Source organism: Paenibacillus sp. J22FR83, from assembly GCF_059691955.1.
Genome location: NZ_JCAUAM010000001.1, coordinates 684,554 through 697,259, shown reverse-complemented (window position 1 = coordinate 697,259; position 12,706 = coordinate 684,554). Strand labels below are relative to the sequence as shown.

Sequence of the window (12,706 nt, the reverse complement as noted above, 5' to 3'; positions counted from 1 at the left end):
TCGCTCATCTTCGAAAGTCCTCAATAGAGGTTTCTCTCATATTATCACTAGGAACACTATGCGATAACGGGATGAAATTTAGATTTGGTGGATTTATTCAAGCACTATTAGGCTGATTAAACATCCGACCATCCGATGGAAGAAAGTGTCTCCAAATCAGTGAAAATTGTACTATAAACCTCTAAGGATTGTGTTACGGCGTTCACGTGCTTCCTCTATATAATAAATAGCGGAGTAAACGAGTTATTGGGTGAAATTGAACATCGAGGGGGTATAAATGGAATGAAAATCACAGCTGTTAAATGCATCCTTGTCAGCGCTCCGTACGCCAATATAGGGGATGCGGAGCGGGAAATATGTCTGAAAACAGGGTACCGTCCAACGGCCTTTCTGAAAGTGGAAACCGATGAAGGCATCTATGGTTTGGGTGAAACCTACGCGGGCACTTATGCACCTGAAGCAGTCAGAGGAATAGCTGAACAAATGGAGCACGATCTTATCGGGCAAAACCCCATGTCCGTTCTTGAGATGTCCGATCGAATGAGGGTCGCTAATTATTACCTAGGTCGAATGGGGCTAACGCAATGCGTGATTGGCGGCATCGAAATGGCACTTTGGGATCTAAAAGGCAAGGCACTTGGCGTTCCAGTGTACGAATTACTTGGTGGCAAGGTGCATAATGAAATTAAGGCTTATGCGAGCGGTGGTAATAATAAGCCGATTGACGAGCTTAAACAAGAAATGCGTGACTATGTGACGCAAGGCTTCCGGGCGGTGAAAATTCGTATAAACCTGCTGCCGGATATCGACGCGATTGAAGAGAAGGTAGCCGTGTGCCGTGAAGCACTTGGCCCGGATATCGGACTGGCTGTCGATGCCGCGCAAGGCTTAGCGAAGTACCCATGGTCCGTCAAACAGGCAATTGAGATCGCAAAACGCATTGAGAAATACAACCTCCTTTGGATCGAAGAACCCGCAGAGGTAACTAACTATGAAGGATTTGCGGAAATTCGCCGGCACGTCAACATCCCGGTTGCAGGAGGCGAGACGGTTACAAGTCTTGTAGAAGCTGAATCGTATTTGAAAGCGAATTCGCTCGACCTGTTCCAACCTGATGCTGCTGTTATCGGGGGATTGAGCGTGTTCCGCCAAGTAGCGCAAATGTGCGAACGTAAGTCCATTCCGATCGCCGTTCATGCATGGTGCGGAGGAGTTGGCATCATGGGGAATTTCCACGCTGCGTTCGCTTCTAGGAACTGCACGATTCTGGAGCTTTCCAATGTACCGAATCCTCTGCGTGAGGAAATGATGGTTGAACCCTTGAAAATGGTGAACGGATGTATACAGGTTCCGTCAATCCCTGGATTGGGCGTACATTGGCCCGAAGGACTGGAAGAGAAATACCCATACATGCCAGGTTCTGTATATAGGGTTCCGCTGACGGTTTCCTAATAGGAAGGTGGGAGAAATAAACCATGAAACCTCATGTCTTGATTGCAGTTAATGGTTTTACGGAACAACACATGGAACGTATCCGGCAGGCTTTGTCCGGTTGGGCGTCAATGGAACGAATAGACGAAGAAACTTCTGAGTCTGTTTTCCGTGAGAAGATAAGCAGGTCTCATATTGTGGTTGGTTGGCCCAAAGCGGAATGGCTTGCAGGAAGCCCGGTTCGGCTTGTCCAATTAGGAAGCGTTGGTTATGACGCTTTCTTGGGCAACACACATCAAGACAATCCCTCTTTTACACTTTGTAATGCTAGCGGTGTCATGTCAGTTGCTGTAGCAGAGCATTTAATTGCTATGATGTTCGCATTGACGCGCCGTATTTCGCATCACATACGCGATATGAGTAAGCATAACTGGAGTCGTCAATCAGAATATGAAGAGGTGTATGGCAGTACGGCATGCATCGTCGGAGTGGGCGGCATCGGCACAGAAATCGCGCGACGTCTGCGCCTATTAGGCGTTCGTACCATTGGGGTACGTCGTGAAATCGAGGAATCACATCCTTACATGGATGAAATATACCCAAGCTCCCGAATGAAGGAAGCTGTAGCGAAAGCTGATCATGTGATCCTGATCTTGCCCGGCAACGCACAGACCGAGAAATTGTTTGATTATAAAATGTTCGCTTCTATGAAGAATGGGGCCTATTTCTATAATCTGGCTCGCGGAAGTATCGTCGATGAAAATGTCCTGCATGCGGCATTGATTAGCGGTAGGCTGAAGGGCGCGGGGCTTGATGTCTTCGAGGTAGAACCGCTTCCAAAGGAAAGTCCGTTATGGGAAATGGATAATGTGATCATTACACCTCATTCGGGAGGACGGTCGATCAAAGAATTCGATCGTTTCTGTCACTTGCTTTTGAACAATCTGATGAACTATCGTGAGGGGAAACCATTTCTAAATCAAGTGAATGTATAAAAAATGACTACATGACCATTTACGAGGTGAAATGACATGATGAATACAATAAAATACGCGACAATTGCGAAATCCGCTAGAAATAACCCAAGGAATGATACGGCTTCCATCGCTGAGTTGGAGGATGGCACATTGTTAGCCGTTTGGCACAAGTATGACGGTTCTTTTGGAAGCGATTTCGATTTATGCCGGATTTATGCCAAAACTTCTACGGACGGCGGAATGACCTGGAAACGCGAGCGGATGCTGATCGATGTCAATCCGGAAGATCATAATGTGCAGGCCCCTGGTCTGTGTCTTCTTCCCAATGGAACGTTAATTCTCCATTGCTTAAGAGGTCATCAGGGGGGATCCAGCTCGACTATGGAAACCTATGTCTCGAAGGATGGAGGCGAAACCTGGGAATTTCTTGCGCACATTTGGGAACGTACAAAAGGTCAGTGGCTGCAAGGCGGTGCGAACCATATCAACCTATTGTCCAGCGGTCGATTGTTACTTCCATTCCACTTCGGCACAGGCCATCAAGGTGGTCAACACAATGAGATAGGATGCTACTTTAGCGATGATGACGGATTTACATGGACGCGTGCAGCTGGTACCGTAGATTTGCCTATGCGTGGCGCCATGGAATCCTCCGTTGCTGAAATGAGCGACGGACGTCTTCTCATGTCCATCAGGTCTCAATTGGGCGCGGTGTTTATGTGTACTTCAATGGACGGCGGCAACACGTGGAGCTTACCACAAACAAGCGGTTTGAAATCGCCGGAATCATGCACTTGTTTACGACGAGTTCCCGGCACCGATGTACTCCTTCTGTTATGGAACGATAGTCACTACGAACCCGGCAAGCATCATTTCGGACGGCGTACACCTTTAAGCGCAGCAGTTTCTACAGATAGTGGGGAATCATGGAAAAGAGTGGGGAATATTGCGGAGGGACCGAATGAATATACCAATCTGAATTGTATGTTCACAAAATCCGGTAAAGCCATCATTACTTATATGCAGGTTGAGGATCCGGCATTCGAAACGCCGGAATTAGATCCACCGTTTAAACGGACTGGAATCGATTTAATGGCGGCAGTGTTAGACACCACAATAATGGTTTAGGCAAGGCAACTACCGTCTATAGACGGTAGTTGTTTTTTCAATCTTATCAAGGTAACATCTAATTATAAGGAGAAACAATCTTCTCTATTTGTAAGCGCTTATAACAGGGGGGGAGGGATCCGATGTACAAAGTATTGATTGCTGATGATGAGGAGTTTATTCGCGAAAGGGTAATCAATAACATGCCATGGGCTGAGATTGGATTTGAAGTGGCAGGGTGTGCTTCAGATGGAGAATTAGCTCTGCAAATGGTACGCGAATGTCATCCGGATGTCATTTTGACGGATATTTTAATGCCGAATATGACGGGATTAGAACTTGCACAGTGCGTGAAAAGTGAATTTCCACACATCAAGGTTGCACTTATGAGTGCGTATGATGATTTTCAATATGCGAAAGAGGCGATACGTTTTGGGGTGAAAGGTTACCTGCTTAAGCCAATTATTCGCGATGAATTCATCGAGTTGTTCCGAGATGTCGCTAGTAATTTAAAGAACGAAGCTGGGCAACCCGTTAATTCCGTTAAACATATGGTCGTAAAGACGAATGGAGATCGCAATTCGTATGTTGCTGTTGCGAAGCAATATATTACTGAAAACTATCCAGAACGAATCAAGCTTGAAGACGTTTCGGAACGGCTGCACGTCAATCCGAACTATTTCAGCACATTATTCAAGCGGGAAACGGGAAAGAATTTTATTGATTATCTGAACGAGGTTAGAATCAACGAGTCCATGAAATTATTGTTGCATACCGATTACAAAGTTTTTGAAATTTCGATGAGTGTCGGTTATGGCAATTTTTCGTATTTCAATAAAATATTCAAACGCATAAGCGGTGTTACGCCGCAAACCTATAGAGAATCTGGTGGATCGGTCTTCCAGTCCAAGGAAGGCGTGTAATGAAGCGAAAAGAGATAAAGCTGAATCGTTTTTTGTTGCTTTTCTCGCTTTCGATTGTCTCGCTAATGCTCATCATTATCGGCTATGTGCTCTATGTGAAAACCGTCCGTTACATTGATGAGAAAACCGATATGATGCAAGCCATGAAATTGAATCAAACAACCGCGGATGTGCGCAAACAATTCGAAGATATTTACCAAACCATAGATAGTTTGCGGAATAACACCATATTAATCCAATCGTTGGACAAATTAGAGCGACAAGATGCAACCTCGTATGAAAAGGTGAGTCTGTCGCAAAATGTAGAGTCCTCCCTATTTAATTTGAATAAAGGAAATGAGTTCATCAGTGGCATCACGGTTTGGACAAGGGGTGGCCAGTACAGTTCGAATGCCAAGTATTCCTCTTATTATTTTGAAGGCAATCAATTGTCACTTTCCAACCGGGACAATCAGATCAGGTTCGTCTCTATAAACCAGACGTATCAAGCATTTGGCTTAAACTCCTTGGAAATCAAAGATGACGCGCTGCAAAATCTACTGGATGCATGGAATAAATCGAGTTACTTTATGTGTCCTCTTAAAGGTCCAGAAGGTTCACTCGGAATACTTACGATCAATTTAAATGCAGGTGCGTTCAATCGTATTATTCCATACGGTGAATCTCTGGCCGTCTTAGATGCAATGGACCAAGTATTATTTAAGGGGAGCGCAGTTACGCCAGAAATCAATGAACTGCTGAAAAGTACGGAGAATACGCAGCAAATGGACGGAATTCCACTCTTGGGGAAACGTTATTTTTTTCGGGATATCGGATTTCATGATATCCGCATCGCTTTGGCTGAAAACGAATCTGGGTTTCATAAAAGGCAGCTTCTTACGCTTGGGGGATATTCGCTCATCATACTAGGCGGCAGCGCATTGCTTACTTTTTTTCTATCGCATTTAATTGGCCGTAAAATCTTGTTCCCCTTGCACAGCCTGATTAGTTGGATAGGCAGGCAGCGCAGCTTGGAGGAACGATGGGAACCTGTAGAAGATGGACGGAATCGATATAATAGGTTCACGATGAGGGACCGATTTTTTGTCTATTTTTTAATTACGATACTACTTCCTATCTGTCTTTTCGTTACGGTTTTTTATGTACAATCATCAAAAATTATTACGCAGGAATTGGAAGAAACCTTTTATACGCTGTTTGATAAGACAGCTCATAGGGTCGAGTTATTTGCCGATCAAAAAGAGTCTGCCATGACCCGCTTGGCTTACGATGCGTTTGTTGTAACCTACGTAGATCAACCGAGCAATAACCTGCAACAGCATATGGATCAACTCATTTATGATAGTTTTTTGCCAATTCTCAGTGAGGATACCATTGGCATCTATTCGATAAATAATCAATTGATCTACAGCAATCGGTATAAGCATGCGACTCAAATTGATCCAGCTTTTTTCGAACAAATGCGTAATAGCCGTAAACCTATTCTTTACTGGCTTCCACCGACGGATACGGCCTCCTCTACGGTAAGTTTAAGTATAGGCATCGTAGATATTAATCGCTATTCAAGCCCAATTGCCTATATGAAAACGGATATAAACGGTGTATTCTTCACCAATCTGTATGCCGATCTGAACGGGAACGGGAGTGAAGCGTTTATCATTGATGAAAATGGACGTATAATCTCCCATCCGGATACGGGAAGAATTGGGCAGAAAGCCGACATTCCGTTTCAATTGAATCAATCGGAGGGGACCCTATTCCGCACGGATAACGCCATATATTTTTCCAAGAAAATCGCTTCTTTACCCTGGTATGTGATTACAAGGTACGATGCATCGGCAATTAGGGATCAAGTGATACGTCTCTTTTTCGATGATATTTATTTGCTGGTCATTCTTTTTTTATTGATTCTCCTATTTTCCTATTTGATGTCACAGTATTTAGTGCAGCCGTTAGCTTCCATTCAAAACCGTTATCTGAGCATTGATCTTGATCGTGTTAATCAATTAACTCTCCATAGAAGTTTTGCGATTGATGAAGTTGAACAGCTAAGAATTTCCTTTAACCACATGCTGGAGAGGATTCATAGGTTGGTACAGGATACATTGGATGCGAATCAGGAAAAGCTAACCCTTGAATTTGAGAAAAGGGAACTGCACATGGAGGCGCTGCAGGCACAAATTAATCCCCATTTCCTTTACAATACACTTGAAAATATCATGTATATGATCGAAAAGGGAGAGCGCCATTTAGCTGTAGATATGATTGGACTATTGAGTCGTCTGTTTCGATATGCCATGGGGAAAGACAGCCCATTGACCACGCTTAGAGAAGAGATCGTTTACTGCCAGTCCTATTCGAAGATCATGAGCTACCGCTATAAGGATAGGATTTATATTGAATGGCATATGGACGAATCGCTGAACGATAGTGTCGTTAATAAGATGATCCTACAGCCCATTATTGAGAATTCAATAAGACATACGCTTAAGATGAATAACAGCGAGATTAGGATTAGGGTCAGCTGTATGAAAAAGGAAAATCATATCGAAGTGGTCGTCAAGGATAACGGGCCCGGCATAGAACAAAATAAGCTAGATGAAATTCGTCTTCGTTTGGAGAATAGAGAACGGGGAAATGTAGGATTATATAATGTGAATAGTAGAATTAAGCTCCATTTTGGTGATGCGTACGGCTTGTCGATTCATAATGCTGGTGTTGGAACGACTGTGACAATCCGGCTTCCGTACCAGAGCGTCAACTCGATGGAAGCGTCCTCAAATGTATGAGATTCGTATTATAAACCCCTGATGATTGTGTTACAGATCTCAGGGGCTTCTTATTTATAATGAAGAGGTAAGGCAAGCGATAAGAGTAGGGGGATGGATATGAATAGTAAAACTGTAAGCGTAGCCTCACTAAGCTTGGCAGTGGTCTTGATGGCTACGGGATGCTCGGGGGGAAAAACAACGGAACCGAACGTTACCAGTGCATCAGACAAGCCTGCCGAAACCACAAAAACGCTGGAAATCAGTTGGGTTGGCCAAGGGGCAAGAGGTAAGATTGAAGACAACAACCAGGTTCAGCAAATGATTGAAAAGAAATTCAATGTGAAATTGAAGAATCGAAAACTGGACGTAAACAACAAGGAACAAAAAAATCTGATGGTAGCTTCGGGAGAGTTGCCTGATATCGCCTTCATGGATGCACCGGATAAACTATATTCGGATGCTGTCACTCGGAGCATATCCAAGGATATGATCATGAAATACGCACCTAATTACGCAAAAGTGTTAAGCGATCAGCCGACAGGGTGGAAAGTGAATCAGGTCCCAGGCAAGAATGGCGAATATTATGCCCTTACGGGTTATAAACAAGATTGGGATAATCTCACATGGGGTCAAGTTTATCGTTTGGATTGGATGGAAAAACTCGGATTTAAACCTAAAGGGGAAATCGTACCCGTAGGTACTTCCGGTGGTGCCGAAAGAATTTTCTTCTCAAAGCAAGCGTTTACACTCGATGAAGAGCAGAAAATGTTCGAAGCGTTTGCCAATAATGATCCTGACGGGAACGGTAAAAAAGATACGTATGGTTTGCTTCTGAACAATAGCGATGCATCTTGGGCTTTAAATACGGAAGCTGGGGCGTTTGGCTTTGGTTGGGATTATAATCTGGAGGAAAATGGGAAAGTGGTTGGTTATGCGATCAGCCAAAACTATAAAGAGTTTCTGACATATATGGCTTCTCTAAATAAAAAGGGGTATATCGATCCGGAATTCACCACATTAAACCGTGCTAAAAGCTGGGAAAAGTTTGCTGCCGGGAAATACGGCGCTGCGCAGGTGCAGGTTCAAGCGGCAGGCATGGTGCCCTTTACGTTCAATCGCCCGCCTGGAAATCTCGTTTTGAAGGATCCCAATGCAAGATTTCTTTTTACCCCGCCGCCAATCGGTTCTAAAGGTCAACAGGGCTCGGCCGCATATACGCCTGTAGATGGATTTGGCTATGCAATGGTCATCAAAAAGGATGTCTCGGATGAAAAGTTAGCTCGTATTCTCCAGATCTTTGACTATATTAATTTGGACAAAGATGGGCTCATGCTCTCAGCGTTCGGTGAAGAAGGAAAAGATTATTCGTGGGAAGCTGAGCCCTATAAGTCAGCTGTCATTCCTAAACAGGCAGCGGAAGCTGATCGTGAAAAAGATGGTATAGGTTACTACAGTTTGCCGATCCAGTTAGGGAATGTCAATGCGTACTATAGTAATGCTGCCGTTTCCAAATTGACAGATCTGTATTTTGGTGCCGAAGCAGGCAGGAAAATTGCTTATCGTCCCTTCAAGTGGGATTATTTCAATCAAACGAAATACAATGAGTTGAATACCAAATACGCTGCAAAATTAAAAACAATAACGGATGAATTCTTGTTTAAGTCCATTACAGGAGAGCTGAATGTCGATTCTGCTTGGGATGCTTACGTGAAAAATTGGCGCAGCAGTGGTGGAGATGAACTTCTATCCGAACTGGAAAAAGCGCCTAAGGTCGCCGATCTCCGTAAGAAGTAATTCTAAATAGAGATAAACAGATAAGCTAGGAGCATGGGAGATTTGTCATTGACAAATCTCCCCACTTTTTAGAAAGGCGGAGGAAGCATGGCTATCTCAGTTGAGGCATCACACATTAAATCGCAATCTACCCGAGCACTCAAGTGGAAAAAAGTAAAAAAAATGAAAATGTTGTACGTTCTATTGCTTCTGCCTGTTATACATCTTGCTATCTTTCATTATGCGCCGATGTATGGTGTGATCATTGCTTTTAAGGATTTTAAAGCCGGGCTTGGCATTTGGGATAGCCCTTGGAATAATTTTGAACACTTTAAGAATATGTTTCATGATTTCGTATTTATAAGAGCACTACGCAATACGATCATTATCAGCATACTGCGATTGGTGGTTGGCTTTACATTCCCGATCATCTTTGCCCTGCTTATCAACGAAATCATGCACAAGACATTTAAGAGAACCGTACAAAGCATTTCGTATTTACCGCACTTTATGTCCTGGGTCATTATTGCCAGCATGGTTGTTGAGGTCTTGTCCCCGCAGCGGGGAGTTGTCAATTATATCATTTCGTTATTTGGCGGAAATCCGATCAACTTTCTATCTAGTAAAGCTTATTTTGTCCCACTTCTGCTTATTTCCGATGCCTGGAAGGAAGTAGGCTGGGCATCGATACTCTATTTGGCCTCGATATCCTCGATTTCACCGGAAATCTATGAAGCGGCAGAATCAGACGGTGCTAACCGTTTTCACAAGATGATTTATATTACATTGCCTTCGCTTATACCGGTAATTACAATTTTATTTTTACTTCGTTTAGGTCATATACTATCTGGCGGGTTTGATCAAATCCTTAATTTGTATAGCCCGTTAGTCTATGAAGTTGGGGATATTATTGATACCTATGTGTACCGCGCTGGTCTCGTCGAATTTAGATTAGATTATTCTGCAGCAGTCGGATTGTTCAAAAACCTGGTGGGGGTTGTTCTACTCGTCACGGTGAATCAGATAGTGCGCAAATTCAACGACTATGGGGTGTGGTGAAAATGAGGCAAATGCAGCAAAGAGCAGGCGGAATCGGCGTCAGACTTCAACCCGGTTGGTGGTTTGTTGGTTTAAACAGCATGTTTATGGTTATTTTTTCATTGGTAATTCTCTATCCATTCTGGCAGGTGGTGGTGTTATCCTTCTCAGACGGAAGAGAAGCAACTACACTCGGTTTCCACTTTTGGCCGAGTACCTGGTCCTTTGAAGCCTATCGGTTTCTGCTCTCTTCTGGGGAGATCGTTCGGCCCTACATGAACTCGATTTTACGTACCGCCTTAGGGACTGTACTGGAGGTTTTATTTACCATCCTGGCCGCCTATCCGCTTGCCAAGAAAGAACTTCCATTTCGCGGGGGGATTACCACTTATTTCATCATCCCGATGTTTTTCAGTGGAGGGTTAATTCCGACTTATCTGATCATTCGCAGTTTGGGACTGCTCGACAATTTTCTAGTTCTCATTATTCCCGGGGCTGTAGCCATATTCAGCATCATCATTATGCGGAACTATTTTATGTCACTGGATACAGCTATTGAGGAATCCGCTGTTATCGACGGTGCCGGTTATTTGACACTCTTGTTTAGAATTATTTTGCCGGTGTCGACGCCTGTACTGGCAACTATAGCACTTTGGGCTGCCGTTGAGCATTGGAATGCATGGTTTGATGCTATGATTTATATTCGCAACCGCAATTTGACGGTTATCCAAGTGATTATGCGTGAAATGTTGGCATCTGTAAGCGAACAAAGCAATGATTTGATGTTCAATAATAATGCGCAGCAAGCGCAGCTTGCGATGAGCAATGTTCGCTCTGGGATTGCGCTGCTTTCGATAGGGCCAATCATATTGATATATCCATGGATGCAAAAATATTTCATTAAGGGAGCAATGATAGGTTCCGTAAAAGGTTGAATATGGAGGGATTGTATGCGTATTCGTTTCGATCTATTTCCTGGTGGAAGGTGTAAAGCTCTGACGCTAAGTTACGATGACGGACGGGAATTTGACCGGAGAATGGTGAGTATTTTAAATGAATTCGACATCCGGGGGACGTTTCACTTAAATTCCGGACTCTTGGGGAAACCAGGTTATTTGGAGCGTTCGGAGGTGAAAGAATTATTTAGCGGGCATGAGGTGTCAGCTCATACGGTCAGCCATCCATTTCTGAGTTTGTCTCCAAAGGAAAGAATTGTCGATGAGATCTTGCAAGATCGCAAAGAGTTGGAGCATCTTGCAGAATATCCCGTCAAGGGGTTGTCATACCCTCACGGCGCTTGGAACAAGGAGGTTGTGTCGCTGCTTCCTGCACTGGGAGTGGAATATGCTCGAACCACAAATAATCATGGAGGCTTTGAAATACCAGACGATTTATTGTTGTGGTCCCCTACTTGCCATCATCGCGATATGCTGGAATTCGGTCAAAAGTTTATTGATGATCGACCTCGTCATCCTCGCATGTCACTGCTATATGTATGGGGGCACAGCTATGAATTTAATAACAATCAAAACTGGGAGCAGCTTGAGCGATTTGGCGAATTGATCGGTCGCCATCCTGATATTTGGTATGCGACGAATATTGAAATCGTGCTGTATATGAAAGCATTGCGCCAATTGCGGTTTGCCGTTTCAGGAGAGTGGGTTCATAATCCTTCCGCCATGTCCATATGGTTGAGTTTGGAAGGACAAGCTATTGAAATAGAGCCTGGAGAAACTAAAAAACTGGTCGTGTGAAATAAAGAATGCAATGAAAATGGTTGATATAGAAATGTTAAAACGAGTGTTAAAGGTTACAACCTTTTTAACACTCGTTATTGTATAGAAATTATCCTTTAACACTTCCGGCGGTTAAACCTTCAATGAGAAATTTCTGAATGATAGCAAAGATCAGAATTATTGGAAGGATGATAATCACACCACTGGCTAGAATACCTCCCCAATTGGTCGAGCCCATGCTCTCCATCACCTCGGCGATACCGACCTGGACCGTTTTTGCAGAAAGGGAGTTTGTTAAAATAAGCGAGTATTGGTAATCGTTCCAACCAAGAATAAAGGAGTAGAGGCTAATGGCGACTAACCCGGGCAAAGCAAGGGGAATCACAACAACAAACAATGTTTTTAGTTTCGAGGCACCATCCATGTAGGCCGCTTCTTCCAAATCGATCGGGATTGTTTTGAAAAAACCGCTCATGATCCAAACGCCAACAGGAATTGTCATTGTACAGTAAATCATCACAAGAATGGTTTTGGTATTCAAAAGCGACATCGAGGATGCAAACTTATACCATGGAATCATAATCATCGGTCCCTGAATCATCTGAGCTAATACGAGCAGTACGAATATGAATTGGATCCCTGGAACTTTATATCTAGCTAAACCATAACCGCTTATACAAGCTATTAAACCCGTTATCAGTGCGGTAATCGCGCATGTGATCAGAGAGTTGGACAACAGTTTTCCGAGCTGGATCCCTTTTTTCCCGAGAGCCCATGTATAACTATCCAAAGTAAAAGGTGATATCCACCATGTCGGTTTAGAGGCAAATATGGCTTCATCGCTCTTGAATGAAGTATCCAAAAGCCAGAGAAAAGGTACCAAGGTAAAAACTAATAATAGAAACAAAATCGTGTATTTCCATATTCTCATCAAGTAAGTTTCTCTCATG

Annotated in this window: 10 protein-coding genes; 9 read left to right on the top strand and 1 reads right to left on the bottom strand. The window is 43.6% G+C overall.

Going from position 1 to position 12,706, the window contains the following annotated elements; genetic code table 11:
* The first annotated feature begins 282 nt into the window (after positions 1-282).
* The 9 genes from AC58PV_RS02320 to AC58PV_RS02280 all read left to right on the top strand — a co-directional run bounded on the left by AC58PV_RS02320 (position 283) and on the right by AC58PV_RS02280 (position 11,774).
* Entirely contained in the window at positions 283-1,452 is a 1,170-nt protein-coding gene (locus tag AC58PV_RS02320; RefSeq protein ID WP_497430679.1) for a mandelate racemase/muconate lactonizing enzyme family protein, read from the top strand.
* 23 nt (positions 1,453-1,475) lie between these two features.
* A complete protein-coding gene (locus AC58PV_RS02315; protein ID WP_497430678.1) occupies positions 1,476-2,426 on the top strand; it encodes a D-2-hydroxyacid dehydrogenase in 951 nt (316 codons plus the stop codon).
* 36 nt (positions 2,427-2,462) lie between these two features.
* A complete protein-coding gene (locus AC58PV_RS02310; protein WP_497430677.1) occupies positions 2,463-3,536 on the top strand; it encodes a sialidase family protein in 1,074 nt (357 codons plus the stop codon).
* 122 nt (positions 3,537-3,658) lie between these two features.
* Positions 3,659-4,438 (top strand): response regulator transcription factor, encoded by a 780-nt coding sequence (locus AC58PV_RS02305; RefSeq protein WP_497430676.1) that lies wholly within the window; start codon positions 3,659-3,661, stop codon positions 4,436-4,438.
* Positions 4,438-7,227, top strand: a complete 2,790-nt coding sequence (locus AC58PV_RS02300; RefSeq protein WP_497430675.1) for a sensor histidine kinase — start codon at positions 4,438-4,440, stop codon at positions 7,225-7,227. The genes AC58PV_RS02305 and AC58PV_RS02300 overlap by 1 nt, the downstream gene beginning before the upstream one ends.
* A 99-nt stretch (positions 7,228-7,326) precedes the next feature.
* Entirely contained in the window at positions 7,327-9,003 is a 1,677-nt protein-coding gene (locus tag AC58PV_RS02295; protein WP_497430674.1) for a type 2 periplasmic-binding domain-containing protein, read from the top strand.
* A gap of 87 nt (positions 9,004-9,090) precedes the next feature.
* A complete protein-coding gene (locus AC58PV_RS02290) occupies positions 9,091-10,041 on the top strand; it encodes an ABC transporter permease (RefSeq protein ID WP_497430673.1) in 951 nt (316 codons plus the stop codon).
* Between the two features lie 2 nt (positions 10,042-10,043).
* The gene (locus AC58PV_RS02285; protein WP_497430672.1) at positions 10,044-10,955 is read left to right on the top strand and encodes a carbohydrate ABC transporter permease; all 912 of its coding nucleotides are present in this window, start codon (positions 10,044-10,046) and stop codon (positions 10,953-10,955) included.
* 15 nt (positions 10,956-10,970) lie between these two features.
* Positions 10,971-11,774 carry a polysaccharide deacetylase family protein gene (locus AC58PV_RS02280; RefSeq protein ID WP_497430671.1) on the top strand — a complete coding sequence of 268 codons (804 nt, stop codon included), beginning with the start codon at positions 10,971-10,973 and terminating at the stop codon, positions 11,772-11,774.
* 91 nt (positions 11,775-11,865) lie between these two features.
* Here the strand turns inward: AC58PV_RS02280 and AC58PV_RS02275 are convergent, their stop codons facing one another.
* Positions 11,866-12,705, bottom strand: a complete 840-nt coding sequence (locus AC58PV_RS02275) for a carbohydrate ABC transporter permease (protein WP_497430670.1) — start codon at positions 12,703-12,705, stop codon at positions 11,866-11,868.
* Position 12,706 lies beyond the last annotated feature (1 nt).

Excerpts from the sequence above, each read along its gene's own strand:
- AC58PV_RS02285 (WP_497430672.1), top strand. The coding sequence starts at position 10,044 with ATGAGGCAAATGCAGCAAAGAGCAGGCGGAATCGGCGTCAGACTTCAA.
- AC58PV_RS02275 (WP_497430670.1), bottom strand. The coding sequence starts at position 12,705 with ATGAGAGAAACTTACTTGATGAGAATATGGAAATACACGATTTTGTTT.
- AC58PV_RS02295 (WP_497430674.1), top strand. The coding sequence starts at position 7,327 with ATGAATAGTAAAACTGTAAGCGTAGCCTCACTAAGCTTGGCAGTGGTC.
- AC58PV_RS02320 (WP_497430679.1), top strand. The coding sequence starts at position 283 with ATGAAAATCACAGCTGTTAAATGCATCCTTGTCAGCGCTCCGTACGCC.
- AC58PV_RS02310 (WP_497430677.1), top strand. The coding sequence starts at position 2,463 with ATGATGAATACAATAAAATACGCGACAATTGCGAAATCCGCTAGAAAT.
- AC58PV_RS02315 (WP_497430678.1), top strand. The coding sequence starts at position 1,476 with ATGAAACCTCATGTCTTGATTGCAGTTAATGGTTTTACGGAACAACAC.
- AC58PV_RS02290 (WP_497430673.1), top strand. The coding sequence starts at position 9,091 with ATGGCTATCTCAGTTGAGGCATCACACATTAAATCGCAATCTACCCGA.
- AC58PV_RS02300 (WP_497430675.1), top strand. The coding sequence starts at position 4,438 with ATGAAGCGAAAAGAGATAAAGCTGAATCGTTTTTTGTTGCTTTTCTCG.
- AC58PV_RS02305 (WP_497430676.1), top strand. The coding sequence starts at position 3,659 with ATGTACAAAGTATTGATTGCTGATGATGAGGAGTTTATTCGCGAAAGG.
- AC58PV_RS02280 (WP_497430671.1), top strand. The coding sequence starts at position 10,971 with ATGCGTATTCGTTTCGATCTATTTCCTGGTGGAAGGTGTAAAGCTCTG.